At 45.6% G+C, this 22128-nt stretch carries 18 protein-coding genes and 3 pseudogenes; 15 read left to right on the top strand and 6 right to left on the bottom strand.

Features of this window, described 5'->3' with window-relative positions; translation table 11 throughout:
* Positions 1-117: 117 nt before the first annotated feature.
* Together QLG08_RS20915 and fhuA are read left to right on the top strand one after the other, a co-directional pair.
* Complete coding sequence (locus QLG08_RS20915) at positions 118-966, top strand: helix-turn-helix transcriptional regulator (protein WP_014593501.1); 849 nt, start codon at positions 118-120, stop codon at positions 964-966.
* Between the two features lie 850 nt (positions 967-1816).
* Entirely contained in the window at positions 1817-3991 is a 2175-nt protein-coding gene (fhuA, locus tag QLG08_RS20910) for a ferrichrome porin FhuA (protein WP_282473182.1), read from the top strand.
* Positions 3992-4172: 181 nt separating this feature from the next.
* Here fhuA and QLG08_RS20905 read toward each other — a convergent pair.
* A pseudogene (locus QLG08_RS20905) lies at positions 4173-4292 on the bottom strand (IS30 family transposase); the annotation flags it as partial.
* A 172-nt stretch (positions 4293-4464) separates the two neighbouring features.
* Here QLG08_RS20905 and QLG08_RS22725 point away from each other — a divergent pair.
* Positions 4465-4768, top strand: a pseudogene (locus tag QLG08_RS22725) (hypothetical protein); the annotation flags it as partial.
* The gene (locus QLG08_RS20900) at positions 4769-5662 is read left to right on the top strand and encodes a dihydrodipicolinate synthase family protein (protein ID WP_110287063.1); all 894 of its coding nucleotides are present in this window, start codon (positions 4769-4771) and stop codon (positions 5660-5662) included.
* Between the two features lie 239 nt (positions 5663-5901).
* Here the strand turns inward: QLG08_RS20900 and QLG08_RS20895 are convergent, their stop codons facing one another.
* Entirely contained in the window at positions 5902-6597 is a 696-nt protein-coding gene (locus tag QLG08_RS20895; RefSeq protein ID WP_029569894.1) for a DJ-1/PfpI family protein, read from the bottom strand.
* Positions 6598-7327: 730 nt separating this feature from the next.
* Between QLG08_RS20895 and QLG08_RS20890 the strand changes: the two genes are divergently transcribed.
* The 5 genes from QLG08_RS20890 (at position 7328) to QLG08_RS20870 (ending at position 11908) form a co-directional block, all read left to right on the top strand.
* Positions 7328-8398: an amidohydrolase family protein gene (locus QLG08_RS20890; protein WP_105087506.1), complete on the top strand. Its 1071-nt coding sequence runs from the start codon at positions 7328-7330 to the stop codon at positions 8396-8398.
* On the top strand, positions 8373-9647 hold the full coding sequence (locus QLG08_RS20885) for an MFS transporter (RefSeq protein WP_105087505.1): 1275 nt from the start codon (positions 8373-8375) through the stop codon (positions 9645-9647). The genes QLG08_RS20890 and QLG08_RS20885 overlap by 26 nt, the downstream gene beginning before the upstream one ends.
* Positions 9648-10249: 602 nt before the next feature.
* Entirely contained in the window at positions 10250-10582 is a 333-nt protein-coding gene (locus QLG08_RS20880; RefSeq protein ID WP_282473158.1) for a hypothetical protein, read from the top strand.
* On the top strand, positions 10582-10836 hold the full coding sequence (locus tag QLG08_RS20875) for a hypothetical protein (RefSeq protein ID WP_048887481.1): 255 nt from the start codon (positions 10582-10584) through the stop codon (positions 10834-10836). Before QLG08_RS20880 ends, QLG08_RS20875 begins: the two co-directional genes overlap by 1 nt.
* A 610-nt stretch (positions 10837-11446) precedes the next feature.
* Positions 11447-11908 carry a GNAT family N-acetyltransferase gene (locus QLG08_RS20870; protein WP_282473157.1) on the top strand — a complete coding sequence of 154 codons (462 nt, stop codon included), beginning with the start codon at positions 11447-11449 and terminating at the stop codon, positions 11906-11908.
* A gap of 81 nt (positions 11909-11989) precedes the next feature.
* Here QLG08_RS20870 and QLG08_RS20865 read toward each other — a convergent pair.
* Positions 11990-13146 (bottom strand): annotated as a pseudogene (locus QLG08_RS20865) (IS30 family transposase).
* 231 nt (positions 13147-13377) lie between these two features.
* Between QLG08_RS20865 and QLG08_RS20860 the strand changes: the two are divergent.
* The gene (locus QLG08_RS20860) at positions 13378-14928 is read left to right on the top strand and encodes a hypothetical protein (RefSeq protein ID WP_282473156.1); all 1551 of its coding nucleotides are present in this window, start codon (positions 13378-13380) and stop codon (positions 14926-14928) included.
* Between the two features lie 258 nt (positions 14929-15186).
* On the opposite strand, the gene QLG08_RS20855 is transcribed toward QLG08_RS20860, so the two are convergent.
* Positions 15187-15729, bottom strand: coding sequence for a GNAT family N-acetyltransferase (locus tag QLG08_RS20855; protein ID WP_282473155.1), 543 nt, complete (start codon positions 15727-15729; stop codon positions 15187-15189).
* 371 nt (positions 15730-16100) lie between these two features.
* On the opposite strand from QLG08_RS20855, the gene QLG08_RS20850 reads away from it, so the two are divergent.
* The 5 genes from QLG08_RS20850 (at position 16101) to QLG08_RS20830 (ending at position 19866) form a co-directional block, all read left to right on the top strand.
* Positions 16101-16631 (top strand): hypothetical protein, encoded by a 531-nt coding sequence (locus QLG08_RS20850; protein WP_282473154.1) that lies wholly within the window; start codon positions 16101-16103, stop codon positions 16629-16631.
* Positions 16632-16693: 62 nt separating this feature from the next.
* Entirely contained in the window at positions 16694-17191 is a 498-nt protein-coding gene (locus tag QLG08_RS20845; RefSeq protein WP_282473153.1) for a hypothetical protein, read from the top strand.
* Positions 17192-17201: 10 nt separating this feature from the next.
* Positions 17202-18488, top strand: coding sequence for a hypothetical protein (locus tag QLG08_RS20840; RefSeq protein WP_282473152.1), 1287 nt, complete (start codon positions 17202-17204; stop codon positions 18486-18488).
* Positions 18485-19132, top strand: a complete 648-nt coding sequence (locus QLG08_RS20835) for a hypothetical protein (protein ID WP_282473151.1) — start codon at positions 18485-18487, stop codon at positions 19130-19132. Before QLG08_RS20840 ends, QLG08_RS20835 begins: the two co-directional genes overlap by 4 nt.
* Positions 19133-19386: 254 nt before the next feature.
* Positions 19387-19866: a GNAT family N-acetyltransferase gene (locus QLG08_RS20830; RefSeq protein WP_014593493.1), complete on the top strand. Its 480-nt coding sequence runs from the start codon at positions 19387-19389 to the stop codon at positions 19864-19866.
* A 230-nt stretch (positions 19867-20096) separates the two neighbouring features.
* Here the strand turns inward: QLG08_RS20830 and QLG08_RS20825 are convergent, their stop codons facing one another.
* Together QLG08_RS20825 and QLG08_RS20820 are read right to left on the bottom strand one after the other, a co-directional pair.
* Positions 20097-20411 (bottom strand): helix-turn-helix transcriptional regulator, encoded by a 315-nt coding sequence (locus QLG08_RS20825; RefSeq protein WP_014606072.1) that lies wholly within the window; start codon positions 20409-20411, stop codon positions 20097-20099.
* Between the two features lie 14 nt (positions 20412-20425).
* Complete coding sequence (locus QLG08_RS20820; RefSeq protein WP_110015040.1) at positions 20426-21544, bottom strand: alkene reductase; 1119 nt, start codon at positions 21542-21544, stop codon at positions 20426-20428.
* Between the last annotated feature and the right edge of the window lie 584 nt (positions 21545-22128).

The following is a 22128-nucleotide window of genomic DNA, read 5'->3' as shown; positions in this document are numbered from 1 at the left end:
CAACCTCCACCCCTGTTAAATGAAATTATCTGAATCCCTTTTAGACTGCATTGCGAATGTTGGTCATAATATTATTCAAAATTGCCAAATGCTGCTTTCAAAACCAAGGTTGAATACATGTCCCGGCTATCTTCTCTGAATGCTGTTGCTTTGCCTGATATTGACAGTATCCCTCGCCCCATCTTTGCACTGAGCGCATCCATGATTTCAAATGGCTGGGAACATGAAACACACCAACATCGTAAGTCGCAATTGCTCTATTCAGTACGTGGTGTGCTCAATTGTGAGGTCGACGAGGGGATGTGGATTGTTCCACCTCAATGTGCAGTCTGGATACCGGGCAACATGCCACATTCTGCACGGGGTTCTGGAAATACAGAATGTTACTGTCTGTTTATTGAACCTGAGGCGATACCCGCGCTTCCAAAAACCTGCTGTACACTCTCCGTAAACCCACTCCTGCGCGAGTTGTTGCTTAAAGCTGCGGGTTTACCGCGGCTTTATCCGACAGAGGGACCGGAAAGCCGCTTGATAGCAACCCTTCTTGATGAATTATCAGCGGCACCAGTAGAAGATTTGCATCTGCCAATGCCACGCGATCGAAGGCTGCGACAGCTTGCTGAAAAGCTACTGGCCGAACCTGCTGATAAATCCTCTTTGGGCGAATGGGCCCATCGCATCGGTATGAGTGAAAGAACCATGAGCCGGCTGATGCTGCAGGAGATCGGAATGAGTTTTGGTCATTGGCGTCGGCAGTTACATGTCATCCTTTCACTTCAACGGCTAACCCGTGGGGAGAGTGTTCAGACAGTCGCGCTGGAACTTGGCTATGAGAACGCCAGCGGATTCATCACCATGTTTCGAAAAGCAGTAGGCAAGCCGCCCGCTCGCTACCTTTTCGAAAGAACAGAGAAGGCAACAGGCGGAGCTTCGGGCATTATGCCCGGCAAAATTTATTTGGATTAAAGGCACTGCAGTATCCGTCATCCATTGCACGCTCTGTTCGTCGACGGTAAAGCCGTTACCCTTCTTTCTGCACTGACAGCGCTGCCTTGCGTTAACCGGTCATCCCCTGCGCGATGCTATCGGTATGAGGCGGGCGCTGACGGAAGACGCCGGGCAATAACAATCCATAATGCCAAGAAACATTCCGGCAGCATCTCTGACTTCTTTTTGAACATACCTCCCGTCGCAATTCAAGACAGTGTTGAGGCACCTAAGGGGAACGATCCTGGATGGGTATTGCTTATCATCCGGCAGCACGTAAGACGAAAAAGATTCGCACCGTCAGCGCCATTACCTTACCGACAGTGCGTAAAAGAACCGACTTTTCTGCAGCAACGTTAATATTCCCCCCTTTTAAGCTGCCTGTCTGACAGGCACTCATCCCTTAATTGTCCGAAACGATTGCCCGAGTGCGCCCGCGTTTTCTGTCGTTAAATCTGTCTTTACCCTGATGTAAAGAAAACAGGCAACTTTTGGCTGAAATGAAAAATTTTATGTCTGTGTTTCGCTATCGGAAAAAAAATTTTCGCTGTTAAATGAGAATGATTTTTATTTTTAATTACATGAGTCTTATGTGATTGAAATGTCAAGAGTCAGCGTACTGCAGTGGCAACAGGTGCTGAATTCACTGCAGCGCAGGGTAAGTGGCATTGACTGATAACGAAGTCATGGAAGGCGTGGATACGACCATTCGGGTACGATTTAACGTTATGAAAAGCATACTGATGTTTAAAAAAACATCGTGAGCAACCTGGCTCTTATTCGTTTCAGTGAAATGTATTTTATTAAACCTAGACGAGTACATACAGACATGAAAGTTCGAAGAGCTCTGATTCCACGTTCTTGTGCAGTAATGCTTAGTGCATTAATGAGTTCACTGTCATTCCCTGCACTGTCAGCAGACAGCGCCGTGGCTGCGACTAAACAGAATACCCTCACTGTAACAAGCGAGGGGGAGACTCCCCCGGAAGAAAATGCCTGGGGGCCAGTAGGCTCTGTGGTGGCAAAGCGAAGCGCGACAGCGACTAAAACTGACACGCCACTCCGTAAAACGCCTCAGTCCATTACCGTTGTTACGCGTGAAGAGATGGATTTGCTGGACCCACCGACGCTGAAAGATGCTTTTCGTTACGCTGCAGATGTGATGGTTGACAGTCGGGGATCGGTAAGCGGCTTTAATTCAGTCAATATCCGGGGGTTCAGCCAGATCTCGGATAATATTTATCTGGACGGACTCAAACTTCAGGCCGACAGTTTTACTTCCTTCCAGGTCGATCCTTACATGCTTGAACGTGCTGAATTGCTGCGTGGCCCTGCATCTGTTCTGTATGGTCTGAGTGAGCCTGGCGGTGTTATCGCGCTGGTCAGTAAGCGCCCCACGCCGCAGACCATTCGCGAAGTGCAGTTTAAAACTGGCAACCATAATCTTTTCCAGACGGGCTTTGATTTTGGCGGCGCGGTTGATGATGACGAGAAATTAACCTACCGCCTGACAGGTGTAGCCAGCGATCAGGACCAGCAACAGACGGGTGAAAAAGCAAAGCGTTATTCATTAGCGCCTTCATTCACATGGCGCCCCGATGACAAAACTCAGTTTACTTTTTTAAGCAGTTTCCTCGATGAACCCAATATAGGATGGTTTGGCTATTTACCGAAAGACGGCACGGTAACCAGCGGTGCGGGTGGAAAATTACCCACAAGTTTTAATGATGGGGAACCGGGTTATAACAAAATTTCCCGTAAGCAGAAGTTAGTCGGTTATACCTTTGAGCATCAAATTAATGACAACTGGACTGTGCGTCAGAACTTGCGCTACGGAACGGTAGATATGGATTACCGAACCATCTATGGAAGCAGTGTTTCTCCGTTTGATCCTTCTTTTTTAACCCGGGGTGCACTTGCGGCCAAAGAGCATTTATCGAGCTTCGCGATGGATACTCAGGTGCAAAATAAATTTTCTACAGGTAACACAGACCATACCCTGCTTATGGGCATAGATTACCGGCGCACACGGAATGATGTCTGGCAGGCGCTTGGTCTGGCATCCAGTCTGAACCTGGTTAATCCTGTGTATGGTAATACCGCTGTACAATATTTCGGTAACAGGAGTCAGGTCGATCGTCTTGAACAGACTGGCCTCTATTTGCAGGATCAGGCTGAATGGAATCACTGGCTATTAACATTGGGTGGTCGTTATGACTGGTCTGAAGCAGACAGCGTCAATCGCCTTAATAACAATTCCGCCTCCAAACAGGACGATAATGAATTTACATTGCGAGGAGGTCTGAACTACCTGTTTGATAATGGTCTTTCACCTTTCATTAGCTACAGTGAATCCTTCCTGCCAACAGCAGGAGCGGATTATACAGGGAAAATGTTTCGGGCATCTCGCGCCAAACAGTATGAAGCCGGAATCAAATATATACCTGACGGTAAATTGATTTCCGCCACCTTATCGCTGTTCCAGATAACAAAAGATAAAAATCTGACGTCAGATCCTGAGCATATTTTATATTCAGTGCAAAATGGCGAGTTACGCTCCAGAGGCATAGAGCTGGAGACGAAAGCAGCACTGACAGAAAATGTGGATATTATCGGCAGCTATTCCTACACGGATGCTGAATATACCAAAGACACCTCATACGAAGGTAATCGCCCAGCTGAGATCCCTAAAAATATGGCGGCATTATGGGGAAACTACACTTTTCATGAAACGGCGTTAAGCGGATTGACGTTAGGGCTGGGAAGTCGCTATGTCGGGTCGACGGAAGGTGATAACGCTAACTCCTTTAAAGTGAAGCCCTACACGATCTGGAATGCCGTCATCCAGTACGATCTGAGCAGGTTCAATCTGCCGGGTTCATCAATTGGCTTAAATGTTAACAATCTTTTTGATAAGAACTACGTCGCAGGCTGTTACGCCACGACGGCGTGTTTTTACGGCGCGGAGCGACAAATTACGGCAACGGCTACGCTCAGGTTCTGATAATGCACGTCCTGAAATGAATGTTTCCCAGAATCAGACTGGCTTTTATCCTGCGAGTTCCACCGATGGATGCAACACATTAATTGAATCGCTCTGCGGGTGATTCAGGGTATGGCGGATTTCCCGGCCTCTCGTCGAGCGGCCGGGCTACGCCATAAACGCTTTACTGGCGGTAACCCGGTAAACAAGTGCCTGAGGGAAAATGTTGTCTGAACACGCTGTTCGTATTTTCATTTAAGCCGCATTGCCTGGAAGATTGAGGAGCACAGAAATAAATCCGAATGTCTGTCGCTACAGTAAATTAGGTGTGACTGATCCTTTCACCTCCCCGAATCCATGTTGATATTTTATAACGCTCAGCAGCTCATTCCAGGGCTTATGTGATGAGTGGAGCTATCACCCTTAGGATCTGCTGTCCCAGACTTTAGCCAGCCTAAGCAAGCCGGAATGGCGTTCTGCAGAGTGACGATAACCCCTTTGATACCCTTAAATAAGGGGTCTGACGGTGGAATATCCTTCGCCTGGTAAAGTCGTCTGGTGCGATAATGTCGATTAACCAGCCGTCGCTGCAACGGGCGGCAGGGAATCAGAACGCGCTTAAGCGTTGAAGCTGAACACATGTGGTTTATTCTGGAAAGTCTGCCTCAGATGCCACCTGAGCAGCTTCATGACGCGGGAACGATGCTGACCGAAGGCCTGAAGAAATGGGGCCCGGCTGCAGTGTCACGTCACCCTCATCGGCGAATAACGCCTTCAACTCTGCTCTGGAGAAACTGAATGTTTACCGGTTTGTCTGCTTTCCCGTTAACACCTGTCACGGCGCGTGGTGTCGATGAAGAGGGATTGACTAAGATTCTGGCTCGCCTGACGGCAGCCGGTGTCGATTCGTTGGGTATTCTGGGTTCAACCGGCAGCTATGCCTATTTGAGCAGGGAACAGCGTAAACGCGTCGCAACGCTCGCCCGTCAGATTGCCGGGCAAATCCCCATGATGGTTTGCGTGGGTGCAATGAGCACCGATGCCGTGCTGCAACTGGCTGAAGATGCGCAGTCTGCAGGCGCTGATGCGTTGCTGCTTCCGGCGATGAGCTACCAGCCGCTGCGTAATGAAGAGGTTTATGCGTTTTATGAGACGGTTACCCGACATGTTTCAGTCCCGGTTTGTGTTTATGACAACCCACGGACCACGCATTTCACGTTCACAGATGAACTGCACGGGCAGCTGTCGTCACTGAAGGGCATTCGCTCAGTTAAAATTCCAGGCGTACCGGATAATCCCGTTGCTGCGGCTGAACGGGTCAATGCATTACGACAACATCTTCGTCCTGGCATGACCATTGGCATCAGTGGTGACGCCAGTGCCGGGCTGGGATTAAATGCCGGTTGTGAAGTCTGGTATTCCGTTTGCGGTGGTCTGTTTCCGGAAACCGCCAAACAAATTACGCAGGCCGCCGCAGTTAACGACCATGAACGCGTGACTGCCTTCACTACCCGTCTGGAACCTTTATGGGCGCTGTTTCGTAAACATGGGGGAAGCATCCGTGTAATCGCCGCTGCAGCAGGCATACTCGGGCTTACCGATCCAAACTGTCTGCCTCGTCCCCTGCTGCCGTTGTCGAAAGAAGATATTACCGATGTCGCAGGTGTGATTGCAGATCTGGATCTTAAATAACGCGCCAACAGGATCGGTTATCCGCCGATCCTCAACATATCTGGCTGGAGCATAATCTTAATAATGCGCCTTATCATCATGAGCGCCGTTGGCCGGGCAGGTTTCAAGCACTCGTGCAGAGCGTGAGATCGCGTTGTCCGCTGCCCGGTTTAATGCGGGCGTTGCTGATGGACATGTCCGGTTTGTGCCAGGCGCGGGGAGTGAAAGTCGAAAAGGGAACTCCCCTCTTTCGCTAAGCCTTATTTCTGTAGTCTGGCTGCGGCTTTTAACGTCGCCTGTCGCCTCTTTTCAATAAATGGCGCTGTTTGTTCCCGCGCCTTTTTTAACTGCTCTTCAGATGCAGTTCGGGGCGAGCCACAGGTAAACGGCGGTGCGGGATCATATTCCATATGCAGTTGAATATTTTCAGCAACACTGCTCCCGTGCATTTCTGATACAACGGTGAGCGCAAAATCTATACCTGAAGTGACACCTGCGCCGGTTATACGGTTACGGTCACGGACGACGCGCTCATTAACCGGCTCCGCACCTAACAGAGCGAGTTGGTCCAGAGAAGCCCAGTGCGTCGTTGCTTTATATCCATCCAGAAGTCCTGCTGCGCCCAGAATCAGCGAACCAGTGCATACAGATGTCACTAGCTTTGCTTCTTCACTTTGGAAACGGATAAATGAAAGAACGTCTTCATCATCCATTAGGTTTATCTGACCAGGCCCTCCGGGGATACAAATTACATCCAGTTGTGGGCAGGTGTTAAAAGTGGTCGTTGGCTGTATAGCCATACCACGATCGGAAACAACAAGGTCCAGGTTTTTCCAGATGAGATGAACCTTTGTATTGGGAGCCCTGACGAAAACTTCATATGGAGCGGTAAGATCAAGCTGAGTAAGCGCTGGGAACAGGAGCAGCCCGATTGATTTGCTTGCAGAATCACGCATAGAAAATCCTTTAACCTAAAAAGATATAATGGCTTTTCCTTCAACAAAGGCAACCGTTGCGTAAAAACAGACGCGCGCCGAATGGATGTCATGTCTAACCCAGATTTATTATCGTAGCGTTAAGCAATTTATGACCCGCCCAAACGTCAGGATGATTTATGGGTAAAACATCCGATTCTCGCTCATCGCAGACATCACCTACGCATAGTCGCTTTGTGCCAGGAGCAGACATTGATATTTCAGCATTGCTGTGATTATTGGGGTGCAGGCCAGGTGGCCCCCCATCCCTTCGAGCTGCTGGCCACGCTGAAGCAGCGCGGCGAAAAGGCCGCCCAAAAACGTTATAAATCAAAATACGCAACCTCAGAGCATGCCAATTAGTCTCTGAATTAATGGTATCCATCTAAGCAAGTCAACGTAAAAATCGTAGATATATGAATGGCCAACATCCGCTTTCGCCCATGTTCTACTGATTGATACGTACAGTTTGCACAAGGATGGTCCCTCTGAAACACAACTTTGGTGTTAAAAAAAGCTATTTGTGATTAACACCTTATTTACACGATTAACATTCTCTTTTTACTGGCTTGCCCTCAGGAAATGAATTTATAGTCGATTCATTCTGTAAAACACGGTTTTACCCTGTAAACCCTGCGTTGCATTCAGCCTGGCTTCTGAGCCCTGTAAGCAACGTCAGAACAGACGCGGTTAAAAAGCATAAGGGGAAGCGATGGAGACAGTTAATGCACCGCATTTGCCTGTCAGAGAAAACTGGCTGGCACTGCATCACGAAAAAGCGTTGATGCCCGATCTGGCGATAGTCGATGCTCATCATCACTTATGGGATCGCCAATCAGGACGTTATCTGGTTCCTGATTTCAGCCACGATATTGAGCAGTCCGGACACCGGGTTCTGTCGACGGTTTATGTGCAGTGCCGTTCCATGCTGCGCCGTGACGGACCAGAAACCTTCAGGCCAGTCGGTGAGGTTGAGTTCGCGAGCGGCGCTGCCGCTATGTTTGACAGTGGCCATTATGGCAAGGCATCAGGCTGCGAAGCGATAGTGGGTGGTGTCAGTTTGCTGGCAGGGGATGACCTGCAACCCGTCATTGAACTCATGATGGCGCGCTCTGGTGGACGTTTACGAGGGCTGCGTAATCCGCTTGCCTGGCACAGTGACCCTCGCGTTGTATCAAGCCCTGTCACACCCCCTGCTGGCCTTGCCACCACTACCGCATTTCGCAAAGGCGCAGCCTGCCTTGTCCGGAACGGACTTTCGCTGGATGTCTGGGTTTACCACACCCAGCTTGATGACATTATTGCGCTGGCAGATGCGTTGCCCGATCTTCATATCATTGTGGACCACTGCGGCGGGCCGCTCGGTACGGGGCCTTATGCCAGCAAAAGGGATACCGCCTTTCAGGCGTGGCAAAAATCCATTACCGCTCTGGCTGAACGGCCAAACGTGAGCATGAAGATCAGCGGCTTTGGTATGACTGTCATGGGCTTTCCCTTCGCACAAAGCGCCACCCCGCCAGACTCGCGGGCGCTGTGTCTCGCCTGGCGGCCACTGTTTGAAACGTTGGTCGAAACGTTCGGCGTCAGGCGCTGTATGTTTGCAAGCAATTTTCCGGTCGACAAAGGCATGTTCAGCTATGGCGTTTTCTGGAACGCCTGCAAACGGTTGGCGGAGCACGCGTCCGTCGAGGAAAAAGCACATCTTTTCTGGCGCACCGCAGCGTTAAGCTATCGCTTATCTTCCCTGGAGAATGCTGATGAATATCAAATCAAGACCGCATGAGACTCATCCACTGGAACAGAATGAAGCCAACCTGACACTCTCTCAAACATCGGCAGAAAAACGAACGCTCGCGTTGGGTGGGCTCGGGTGGGCTTTTGAAAGCTATGACTCATTTTTGCTATCGCTTTTATTGCCTGTGCTTGGCGTGGTGTTTGCTGTCAGCAAAACTGAACTGGGTCTGTTTATCAGCACCACGGCTGGCGGACAGATCATTGGCGGCATTCTGTTCGGGATGGTCGCCGACAAAATCGGACGAGTCAGAACCGCTTTCATTTGTATTACGATCTATTCGCTTTTCTCAGGACTCCTGGCCTTTTCTCATCATCAACAAACCTTTGTTTTGTTGCGATTTTGCGGGGCACTGGGAATGGGTGGGATGTGGACCTCTGGCGCAGCACTCATCGCCGAAACATGGCGTCCTGAACGCCGTGCCCGGGGTGGTGCACTGATGCAAATGGGACTGCCGGTGGGGGCCATTTTAGCGATTGGGCTGACGGCACTGGTCACGGCGATGACAGGCAAACTGGAAAACGGCGGCTGGCGATACCTTTTCATGATTGGCGCTTTGCCGGTTTTTATCATGATGGTCATTGCGTATATCACGCCTGAATCGCCAGTGTGGCTGGCACGCCAGCGGGAACGGATTCACAGACCGACCCAAACGGCGCGGTCGGGCAAAACAAACCTCAAAGGACTGTTACTGGCCTTTACCTTTATCTTTTTCATTCAGTATCTGTTCTGGGGGGTTTTCACCTGGACGCCCACCTATCTTCGTGAAGTGAAGCATCTTGATTTCCTGCACAGCCTGAAATTTGTACTGGCCTTACAAACAGGTGCGATTGCCGGCTTCCTTGTGTTTTCACTCCTGGCAGATAAATGGGGACGCAGACCCATGTTTTTGATCTACCTGTTTATCGGCGCTGTGGCAGTCGGCCTGTATCTGGCGACAACTCAGCCATTGATTCTGATGGCCGCCATCTTTATGGCGGGGTTTGGTGTAAACGGCATCTTTGCCGGCTCCGGGCCGTTCCTTGCCGAAATGATTGGCGACACACAGTCACGCGGCTTTTTAATGGGTCTGGCTTATAACGGCGGTCGCTTAGGTGGGTTTATTGCGCCGCTACTCATTGGCTATGTTGCCAGCATAGGAGGATTTACCGCAGGGCTGGCGACTACCGTTGTGGCCTTTATCGCCGCGATGGTTGTCGTGTGGATGGCACCCGAAACGAAAGGCATTAAGCTGCAATAGCCCTTTTCCTTTAGCCTGATAAGGCACGGCTGTTTTGGTCGTGCTTTATTCAGTGGCGCGGAGAGACAACCGATGGTCAGTACAATGCTAACCCTCTTTCCGGGCCCACCGCTTCCGATCAATTCATCACCCTAATGACGTGCGACTCTTGCTGCCACAGGCCGATTGTCGGAAGATCGTTAATTCGGCTTTCGCTTTTTACTTTTCTTGCTGAAAATGATGTCCGCTTTGTGCCAGGAGCGGACCTTGATTTTGGCTGCTACTAAATAACAGTTTTTTTAGATTATCTACGAAGACGTCGTCCAAATGCTTAAGTTTTTCATCGACAGAAATGTCTGATCTAGCTTAAGCTTTACTAATGAGCTTTTGAACAGCGGGCGGCGGGCGCAAAACCGTTCCTGCAACTACCTATTTTGGTAAATGTGTCTAACAGTAGTTGAATGAGCTTAAGTTGAAAGTTTGCTTTCTTTGGGTAAAATTCATGAAAGAAGGCAACAAATATTGCGTCTAACGGTTTTTGCCGTTGAAAATAATGATTATATCAATAGGAGTTCCGTCCATTGAAAGAATTTAGGTTCAAAATTCTCCGAGAGGGAGACTGTTTGTACGGATTAACTGAAAACGAAATCGTTATTGTTTCAGGTGATGGAGACTACCGTATTTATAAAATTTTTGGATTTGACTTTGGGGAGCCTAATTTCTTTAAGGATTTTGAAAAAGTGACTATCCACAAAGAAGTTTCTTTTCCTGAAAAGGTTGGAGTTGTCAAAACCGAAGGTGAATATCGAATATACAAAGTTTCTGAGCTGAGGAACGGCCTTCCTGTGTTTGATGATTCGTTCTGTATTGTATTGAAGCATGGAGTCGGAAAGCTTCAAATTTTTGACGTGGATAGTGAGGTGACGTTTAACCTCCCTGCTAAGGAGGGGAAGTGATGTCAGGTGATAAGAAGTGGGCTGCTAATATTGCGTTTGTAGGAAGCAAGGATAAGGTAAAAAAAATTCTGGAAATGGTTGAGCAATTAGAAGATGCGGGTGAGATTGAAGATTACACTGGGATCGAGGGGCCATATGATTCTTTGCAGCTAATGCTCAAAAGAAGGGTTGAGAATCTTTCCCTGGAAGCAAAAGGTGAACCAGAACCTCCGCAGCAAGACAGTCTTAAAGACGAATCTGACAGCGAAAGCTAGGAGAACGTAATGAGCAGGCCAAGCGACCATCGTAGGTCACAAAACGAGCGCAGATTAAAAGATCTAAAAATGTGTCAGCTCTGCGCCTCAACAAACAGGGTGCAGGCTCACCATATCTTTGAGTATGCAAAGGGAGGCCCTTCAACTGTTGAAGGGATGATAAGCCTCTGTTTGGATTGTCATCAACGTATGATTCACAAAGATAGCGAGATTAGAATAAAGAAGAAGGAAAACCATATCACGACATTTGGGCGTGGTGGAAAATAATATAACGAAGACAAGCGCGCTGAAATATTAATCGCTGCAATCCTAGTTTTCCGGTGTGGGCTCTGTTGATGTCCTAGATTCGCTCAAAACGGATCTTCAGCATCATGCATATGTCCGTTCTTTGAATCGGACATATTTTTATTGACATGCTCCCTATTGATGAATACGCGGCTTCACTAGCAAATTTTTCATCTCCTGCCGGATAACTGCAGATGTCCGTTCCTCGCACAAAGCGGGCATCCAACTCAACCAGCATGTCGGCTTTGTGCCAAAAGCGGACAAATTTACGCCACATAGTGACAAATAATACCACACAGCTATCATGGCCATGCGATGTCAATTTATGGACTATAAAATCATGATTAATATGGAAGTTGGTACCCGAATTCATTACCCTATAATACTGAAAGTCTGGGAATCATCCGTACGTGATACGCATGATTTTTTACAGGAGCAGGATATTCAGGCGCTACGCCCCCTGATACTGCATAAGTATCTTCCTGGCCTGACTATTACGTTCGCTCGTCTTAGCTGTGACAGTTCAATCTTGGGCTTTACTGGGGTAAGCGAAAACCGTATTGAAATGCTCTTTGTGGATGCAGATCAACGCGGTAAAGGCATAGGGAAATTACTTCTGCTACATGCTATTAACGAGCAGGGCGCTGATGAGCTCGACGTAAACGAACAGAATACTCAGGCTATTACCTTTTATAAAAAACATGGTTTTGAAACTGTTGGTCGTTCTGAAGTTGACGGCCAGGACAGGCCATACCCTTTGTTGCATATGAAGCTACGGGGAACATAATCTTCCTATACAAGATCATGTCCGCTTATCGCTCATAGCGGCCCATCGGTTCAGTCGTTTTGTCCGCTTTGTGCTGTGAGTTCAACCGATGGATGCAACACACTGATTGAATCGCTCTGCGGGTGCTTCATAGTTTAGCGTTTTTCTTGGCCTCTCGTTGAGCTGCCTGGCAACACTGTTTAGTCTTTGCTGGCTGTGAACCGATAAGTCAGTTCCTTTTGGGAAATACTGCCTGAGCAATCTGTTCGTATTTTCATTAGAGCCGCGTTGCCAGGGAGATTGAGGATCGCAGAAGTAAACCTGAATATCTGTGCCTACAGTAAATCGGGTATTGCTGGTCATTTCAGCGCCCCGGACCCATGTTAATGTTTTATAAAGCTCAGCAGGTAATTCCCGGGCTTGTCTAATGAGTGCAGATATAGCCGTTATGATCCTGTTGTCTGTGATCTTTGCCAGCATAACAAAACGGGAATGACGTTCTACGAGGGTGATGATAAGGGAGTTTTTTGAGCCCTGAATCAGGTCTTCCCAGTGACCTGGAATGGCTCTGTCAGCGGCCTCTGGTGGCCTTTCGCTGACAGGTATCGTGTACGGGATCGGCCCTAATCGTTTCCCTTTAAGCGATGACGTTCTGGATCTACGCACGACTCTTCCGCTTCTGAGGCATTGCTGCAGCTCTTTTTTTAATGCTCCCCGGGTTTGTATAAAAAGCGTTTTATAAATTGTTTCGTGTGACACATGCATTTCCTGATTATCCGGATAACAGCGTTTCAGCCAACCGGCGATCTGTTCCGGCGACCAGTCCTGATGCATCTTCTCTGCAATAATTTTACACAATGCGGGGCTTTCAATAAGCTTGCAAGGTTTTAGTCTCAGCGCATTTTCCCATGCAGCAGCATCGGTTTTTGCTGCACGGTATTGTTTTGCACCACCGTGCCTCCTGACCTCGCGGCTAATCGTTGAGGGCGCTCTTGATAATTTGGCGGCAATGTCCCTGATGCTGCGTTTTGCTACCAGTCCTCTGGATATCCCCTCTCTTTCATCAAGCGAAAACGCTAACCTGTGCCGCTTTCGCACAGGAGGACGGTAGCCACCTGTCTTGTGGATTGTAGGCATAAGAGAAGGGTGAAATCTGGCGAACATTCTGGCGATATCATGCAGGGAATCACCTTGCTTATATCTGTCCCAGATAATCGCATTTGTTCTGGTGTGTAGTAGATGCGAGTTCTTCGTTTGATGGCAACTTCCCCCTTCGATTAAGGATAGCGTTGCATCGACCTGTTGAACTCACAGCCAAAAGCGGAAGTTGCAACTACCTCAGTGTATTACTTCTTTGGAAATCTACAATTATAAGATAACAGTCTTACTAAATTTTGTTCAGTCGGTAACAGTTATATGGTAATGTGCTTTGATTTCACGAACTTTATAGCATATCACATTTGCATAAATTAAGGGTAATTAAGGCACGTATGAAAATATCAGATATATACTTGGGTACAACTGATGCGAAAAATGAGTTATTAACTAATAGCCCTGACGAGAGGTTAAGATTTAAAAAACTATATGTCGTACCTCCTGCTTTAAATGTAGATAAATACATAAACCACAATAAATACTTCATTACAGGATTGAAAGGAACTGGTAAAACCGCACTATTAAGATACATATCCATTGTCTTGGATGAGCAAAAAAACACAACATCAAAATTCATACTTTTCAAATCAGAAGTTAGTGAGGAGACCAAGAAAGATTTCAGCAAAGCCTCAAGAATTGAAGAGGTGATCGAAAACAGTTCTGACTTTGAAGGAAGTGACTTCGAAAATATTTGGCGTTGGTTTATATATAAAATCATATCTGACATGATAACCCAAAGTGGCATTGACGCCTTTCAGAAAAATGAAAATCTCTCGATATTTCATGCTTTAATGAGATCTGAGAAAGCAGAGGAAAATGAAAGAGGCTTTTTTTCAAAATTGATACCGAGCATTAGAAAAGGTAATATCGAGATCAGCAGAGATCCCAAGTTAAATCTTGATTTTGATTGGGATAACAATGGTGTGGCAAAGATTGCTTTTTATAAATTAATCCAAGAGGCTGATTCTGCATTTGAGTCACTTCTACCTTCAAAAGATGGCGTTAATATTTTCTTTGATGAACTTGAGCTTAATTATACAACCAAAAAACAATATCAGCGTGACTCTAGGTTGTTAAGGGATTTAATTATAACGATTGAAAGAATTAACTCTATATGTAAGAGAAGCGGGTTCAATCTATGCTTGTTCGCAGCCATTCGCTCTGAGGTTTTAAATTCAGTTGATTCTTTAGGGAAGGAAATAAATAAACCGCTTACTGATTTTGGTACTGATATAGTTTGGAACCGTGCTGGCGTTGATTCAATTCAACAGCCATTACTACATATTGTAGAACAGAGGATAAATAACTCTCGAGAGGAATTTGGGTTAGGGGTATTACATCCAGTTGAGCTGTGGAGTACTTACTTCCCTAAGCTTATCCATAATAAAAAACCTCAAACATACCTCCTTCATAATTCTTGGTATCGCCCTCGCGATATTGTCAGGCTGTTACTTTCCGCGCAAGAGAGCTATGGTGAGGAGAGTAGTTTTAGCACTCAGTCTCTGGAAGCGATTAGAAAAAGGTATTCTTCTGCATGTTGGGTTGAACTGACTGAAGAACTTAAAGCAAAATACAAGTCAGAAGAAATAAATGGGATCAAAAATATCCTCTATGGGTATACTCAAATTTCAACCATTCAAGAGATTTCTACACATGCAGAGAACATTGCGCAATCCTACCCTGACACAAAAAAACTTCTTGATAAGAAATCAATAACTGAGATATTAATAGACCTATATAGAATTGGGGTCATTGGTAATTATTCTAGTGAAAGTCAGGCAGGAAAGAAAAGGTTTCGTTTCTCTTTTCGTGGGGATGATGACATTTTACTCGGTCAGAAAATTTATATTCATAACGCACTCAAAGCTCATTTATCAATAGATTGAGTGAGATGTATGCACAATAATAACTACCCCTCTGATTACTCAGGGGGGGTAATGCTTGAAGACTTCTTAATGTATAAATATAAAATATTATTGGCGTTTTATCTTTAATGCGTTATCGATCTATCGCCTTAGAATTGATTCGTAGCCTGATAAGCCTATTACTTCAGTTCTGCTCTCTGTTGATTTGCTCAGAATGCTAATAGCAATGTCCGCAGATCGCTCATAGCGGACATAACATTATAAAGATGTACAAATGCATCAGGCTTCTCGTTTTAACCTTTTCCATTGCTCCATAGTTAGAGTGAAAATCAGGTTAGCCGGTGGGTCATCAGGATTGTCTACTCTTTGGGTAAACAACAGACCTGCTTTTTCAAGAACGCGGCGAGAGGCGATATGATTTTCGAGTGTTACTCCAACAATTTCAGGCAGTTCTAGCTCGTCGAATCCATATATTAAAGCGCGACAGGAAAGCTCGGTTGCATAACCTTTTCCCCATGATTCCGGTTCAAACCGGTAGCCCAGATTATTCGTTTGTCGGCCATTGAACTGGCTGACAAATATGCCTCCAAAGCCAATGATCCTTTCTGAAGACGCCTTTTCAGAGACAGCCCAGTCGTCAAACCCATAACGCTCACGATCTGCGGTTCGCTTAAGGATAACACTACGACTATCCTCGATGTCCCGGTGTGGGCCCCTTGGGTTAAACGCGTGCGTTCTGATGTCACCATAAATGCGAAACAGCGCATCCAGATCGGACATTATTACTGGTCTGTAAAGCAGCCTTTCTGACTCCCAGTACATTAGTCTCTTCATTCCATGTAAGTGATTTGTTTAAACACATTAGTATGTCAGGCATAGTCTGAGAAGCATTTCTTTGAAACCTTTCAGCGCTCATATCAAATGCTGTCTGCCAGTTTCTCTGTAAGAACGGCAGGATGCGGTTGCTGATGTCAGCTTTGTGCCAGGAGCGGACGTAGCTAACCGGATTTTTACTGAAGCATGAGCAGTGATGCTACCTACTGATGCCTATCAGTAATGGGACTCTTGATGATTCAAAAAAAAAATATTAGATTGATTAAGATTGTTCTTATTTGGCTGATCGTTTTGCATATAGACTTGAAAAGCCATGAATCAGATTTTAATTATATAAAACAACGAATTATGGAGGAAGTGTGGGCGGCGAAACTAAAAATATTGATGAGATTGCAGGTATCATTTCCAGTAGAATTTTTTATGAGTTAGGCTGGGAAACCCAAAATACAACGGATATAAGCTGGGATTGTTGTTTAAGATCTCATCTAAACGCGAAACAACTTTTATCTGAAAACCCAAAAAAAACTCACCCTACGGATGTAGTCTTCAAATACAAAGATCCTTATTCAGATATAACTCAGTATATACAAACAGATTTGAAATCTTATTGTGCCAGCACGCTTGACGGTACAAAATCAATATTGAGTACCGTACGAAGTTTATCACAACAGGTATCTTGTGCGCCAAGAAGTCCAGAGTGGCGACGTCTATTTGTTGACAACACAAATGAGCAGTACCAAGTTAACGGTCTACTTTTTATATATAACCATGACAATAAATATGACGCTGATTTAATTGAGAGACTAAATGGAGCAGCCACAGCAATTTATGAATTCCCAGAGAACTCTGTGATTGCAGTGTTTGACCCAACTATGATAAGGTTTTACTAGATGTTACAGAACACATTGAGACTAGAAGAGGAATTACTGACAAAGTAACACAAGAAAAAAATATGTTATGGCAAAAAATTCCTGAAATAGAGAGTTGCACATATTTTTATCCCGACAAACATAATAAAATAGCAACGAAAGGGAAAATACTTCCAGCCACAATTGAAATGATAACATCTGGCATGATTTTTTACTCATATGAACACGAATACATTAGAAATGATGGTGGCGATAGAATAAGAAATAAAATATTGAATATCTTCTGGAAAGAAGAGGTTGATTCCAGCAATCACTTTATATTTCTTTTAGAGTATATATTTAATTATCAATTACTCAATCAATTTGACAAAATATTTATTATAACTCCGTTCTCATCACACTCAAGTATTCATTTGCAATCCGCCATTAATGATTACATAGGTATATATTCTTTCACTCAATCTCATATCGAAACGTTAAGGAACAAAATAGTATCCATTCCTTTTGTTAATCAAAAGCTATCTATATTTGAGTACCAAGTTGCCAGCAAGCAGGTGAATAGAAAATGTCACTTTTCATAAGGAGTATGACATGAATAAATATCAAGCTACGTTATTTTCAAACGAAAGTGACATTTACACCGCCCTCCACTCCAACAGTGCAAAAATAACAGATGTTACATTAAGGAAAATCGCTTTCAATCGAGGGTTGATTTTCCCGTCTAACTTATCAAAAGAGGTATTGATAGAAAAAATATCGGATCTACCATTTTCATATAATCACATCAGAGAAGTACAAGATAAACTGGCTACTAAATCTAGCCAAGACGTCTTTTCAGTAAAACGGATATATGAAGAATTTGATATTGAGAAACTTTACGACGTTGTAAACAAAGTGAAAGAAAATAGACCTAAGTTGCTAGGGCATGAGAAAATTGATCATTACTCAGGGTTGCAAACCTATCACATCTCTATTGATTACACTGAATTTGATTTTAGAAGAGGAAAATTTCAGCAGAAAAAATTGTATAGTGGGAGTATAATTTTTATAGTAAGAAGTGGTTATGTTTCAGTAAGATATAACTACACACCACGCATTTCAGAAATCCTCAACCAAATAATTGATACATATTCATTAACAGTTTGTGAAAATATAATTGTCAACGAAATAGATTTATCAAGCATCATTGATACTGATCTTAGAAATATTTTCTCTGTTCATCTTTATGATTTTGATGGAATTTATAAAAAAACAGGGTTTGAATATGCTGGCCTTGAAAAGGTTAGAGTAAGCAGAATAAAAACACCTTTGGATACTAATGGAGATAATCTCGAAGGAAATGCTAACGAAGAAACACAAGAATTATTAAGCAAGCTTTCAACTTCTACTGAAAATGAAAATGAAAATGAAAATGAAAATGAAAATGAAAATGAAAATGAAAATGATGACATCAATAATCAGGAAATAGCATCTGATGATGATGAAAACCTAACCTTTAACATTAATAATGCCGCGTATGATGGCTTATCCTTAGTGAACGCGCCTCAAATTAAGGAGTTGTGCAGTGATGGGTTTTATCGAAGCTTAATTCGATGGAAATCATTTTCCTCAGCAGTTAAGAACCATACTATAACTTTTGAACTTAGTTTTGATGATAAATATCTTGGAAGAAATATAAAATTCAGAGCGTTATACAAAGAAAGTAACTCTGCATCCGTCGAGAGAGAAAAACTCAGTGACGCAGATTTTGATCAAGTAATGAAACAATTAGAAGAAAAAATATTTTTGATTAATGACTTTATTATCGAAGAGCATAACAAGCGATACCCAGTAACGAAAGCTATGTCTTGCGAGACTTTAAATCAGGAGGCTGGATGATGATAAAGGTAAAAATTTATAAAGCAGAAAAGGACATAACTAAAAGTGAATTATTAAACAAAGTAAATGACAACCTCTATGATGAAGATAAAGGATATGGCTTTAAAATCATTAACAGCTCTGAAGTCCTCGAACTAAGATTTACCATGAGAAGCATTAGCAAGCAAAGCTTAGAATATGCTAATGGCGAACATTCAGAGGTTGAAATAGCAACTTATTTAAATGTGGACTTTGGTGTCAGACAAGGAAAGAAAATTATACTGTATGCCACTAATCCTCCATTAAGTATGAAAGTGCCTTATACTATGGTGCAAAAAATATTTGGCGAAGATAGTGGGTTGAAACCAGTAGAATTTGATCTGAGAAAAGTTGTAAATGGTCTTTCTCAGGGCTTTGATCTCAAGATAAAATCCATGTCTCTATCTAATATTCCAGTTGATCCTTTTACTTTAGCAAAGACAAAAATAGTTAGTTCAAAGAACCTCCAAGAAACTTATCAGAATAAATACATGAATAGTACAGCCGTTTTTGATTCAGTACATTTCTTCGTTAACGGAATTGAAACGGAATTATCTAGGACGGGTAGATTCCGAGTGAGAGAGAGTCAACTTCCAACACTTTTATCCATCTTAGAAACTCTCTGAAATTTGTGAAATATATGAGCAATTCAGGCCTACTTAGTCAGTAGGCCCCTTTTCAGGTTTGTGCCTATCTAGTCATTGTGATCTGCACCCCGTTGATTAGTACACACCAATGTTAGCAATGTCCGTTGTTCGCTCATAGCGGACCTTCAGCTCAGTCAGGCTGTCAAACTGATACGTACCGGATAATAAATCTAATGGAAACGTGAACCTGAAGACGTTATAACAAAATTAAATTGTTGATTATCAGGTCTAAAATGTACATCAAATACCTTATGGATGACCCGGACTATCTTAATCAGACGACGGAGTTACTGTTTGATGAGTGGTCTCACCTGTCTTCATGGTCGGAATCCAGGCAGATACTTACGCGTCTTACCGAGCGTAATAGTTCAGACACAGAGCAGTTTACCCTGGTTGCCCTGGACGCTGAGAATAAGGTGACTGCTACTGGTAGCCTTATCCTTTATGAACTTATAGATAACCCCCAGCGCGTGTACTGGTTAGGCGAGGTTGTTACCCGGTCTACTCATCGTGGCAAGGGGATAGGCTCTGCATTAATAAAACGCATCGTTGAATTAGCTACTGAAAGAAATATTTCTGAACTCTGGCTCTATACGCCTGACAAGCAGGCGCTTTACCGGAATTTAGGCTGGAAAGAACGTGAACAACGTCTCGTAGCGGGTGAATCTGTTACGGTGATGGTTCTCAGCCTGCCCTGCCCGGACGCGGCCTGAAAGCGACAGGCAATATCGCGGGACGGTTAACGTTTTATCTGACCATACATTAAACGTTAACGGCCTGTATCCCCTGCTCTTCCGGCATCCATCCAGTCTACTGTGGGCGCTTTGTGAGCGTTTCTCCACGAGTCTGTGAGCGTTGCGCCGCAAGCGAAGGTGCGCATATGCGGGTGATTTTAATGTCTGATGCACGGCTTTAAGAGGGTCATTCCTCTTTGAGAAGCCGCCTACAGCTGCTGGAGAGACCTGATGATCGCCTCATTCATCTCGCATACCGCCTGTTCGCGTCGGCGATAGTAGGTCCATTTGCCTACCTTACTGGCCTCAAGCAGACCGGCATCATGCAGCGCTTTAAGACACAGTGAGGTAGCGGGCTGTGAAAGGCCCGCTTTGTCCTGAATAAGACTGGCACAGACACCGTACTGATCGAAGGGATAGAGCTGAGAATAATCAGCAAAGGCTTCGTCAGGGCTTTTAAGCCATTTGAGCACCGCAACCCGTGTCGGGTTGGCCAGTAATTTAATGGCATTTTCGGGTGTCATGCCGTCTTCAAACCTCAAGCAGAATAAAAAGGATAGTCAGTATAGCCTTTCTGGCTTCCACCATACAGTGAGGCGCTATCGACGTCGTTCAGCGGATAGCCCATTTTGAAACGCGCCGGTAAATCGGGGTTAGCGATAAACGTGCGCCCGAAGCCAAACAGATCTCCCCATCCCTTTTCCAGCATGCGCTCGGCTTTTTCTTTGGTGTAACGACCCGAATACATAATGGGCGAACGGAAGGCTTCGCGAAGCGCTTTGCGAAAATCTTCAGGCATATCCGGGCTGTTATCCCAGTCAGCTTCGGCGATGGAGAGATATCCCGTTTCGAGCGCGTTCAGCATCTGGGCCGCACGGAGGTAGGTAGCCTGCGGATCGCTCTCCACCAGCCCCAGATAAACGCGCTCTTCCTCTGTGCTTGAGAACAGCGGCGCGAAACGCACGCCGACACGATGACTGCCAAACACCGCACTCACGGCCTCGGTGACTTCACGCAGGAAGCGCAGACGGTTATCAAGCGAACCGCCATATTCATCGGTGCGGAAGTTAGTATGTTCAGAAATAAACTGATTGATCAGATAACCATTGGCAGCATGCAGTTCGATACCGTCAAAGCCCGCTTTTTTGGCATTCTCCGCCGCCGTACGGTACATCGCCACAATCGCTTTCACTTCCGATGTGGTTAACTCGCGCGGCATGCTGGGTTCCGTCAGGATACCGGCACCGGGCCCGGTTTCGATAAATACCCGTACGCCGCTGGCGGCAACGGCTGAAGGTGCAACAGGTGGCTGCTTTCCGGGCTGCAGTTCATTGTGCGATACGCGACCAACGTGCCAGAGCTGGCAAAAGAGGATCCCACCTTCTGCATGAACGGCGTCGGTTACTTTTCGCCAACCCGCGATTTGTGCTTCGCTGTGAATGCCAGGTGTCCAGGCATATCCCTGTCCGCGTGGCTCAATTTGCGTCCCTTCGGTTACCATAAATCCCGCACTGGCACGCTGGCGATAGTAGTCCACCATCATTGTGCCGGGTACGTTGCCCGGCTGCTCACTGCGGCAACGGGTTAGCGGTGGGAGCGCAATACGGTTACGCAAGCTGAGATCACCCAGCGTCAGGGGCGCGAAGAGAGACGACATAACAATTATCCTGTGAGAAGAAAGAAAGACAACATTATATTTACACATTTAAATTTGTAAATGTGTAATTTGTGCGGTCATACCGCCCTGCTCCCTGTTAATGCGTCAGTGAAGACGCCAACAAAACCGCTATCCGCATCAGGAAAACGGTGGATGTCTCCTCCTCGCGCACAGCGAACACGATCCCGCGCGCATTCTTAAGCTGATGTCGTGCGGCGCTGGCGTTGCGCCTGGTGCGAAGTGATCGCCGATGCGGTGGTATCTACGACATCCACAGAAATTAACGCCTCCCTGATGCTGATTATCCCGCACTCACGCAGCGTTGCAGGGCGCGGTTGATCTCTGCCGGGCGACTTAATCCAGCAGCCTGTATTTTTCGGTAAAATTCCTATCTGGGGCAGAAGGTCAGCAAGCCTGGATTGCGCGTCTCAAACACGACAGAGCATTGGGGCCGTTTGTCATCCCCCGTACATCGGCAGTGGCTGAAGATGTGTACCGGCACGGCATCCGTTATCTTCAGGGGCGGTAACAGCCGTTTGCAGAGGCTGCCCTGAACAGGCAGCCGCTCGATTTCGCGCAAACGG

This window comes from Pantoea sp. V106_11 (assembly GCF_029967885.1).
Lineage (GTDB): Bacteria > Pseudomonadota > Gammaproteobacteria > Enterobacterales > Enterobacteriaceae > Pantoea > Pantoea ananatis.
This window is presented reverse-complemented; position numbering and strand designations above follow the sequence as displayed.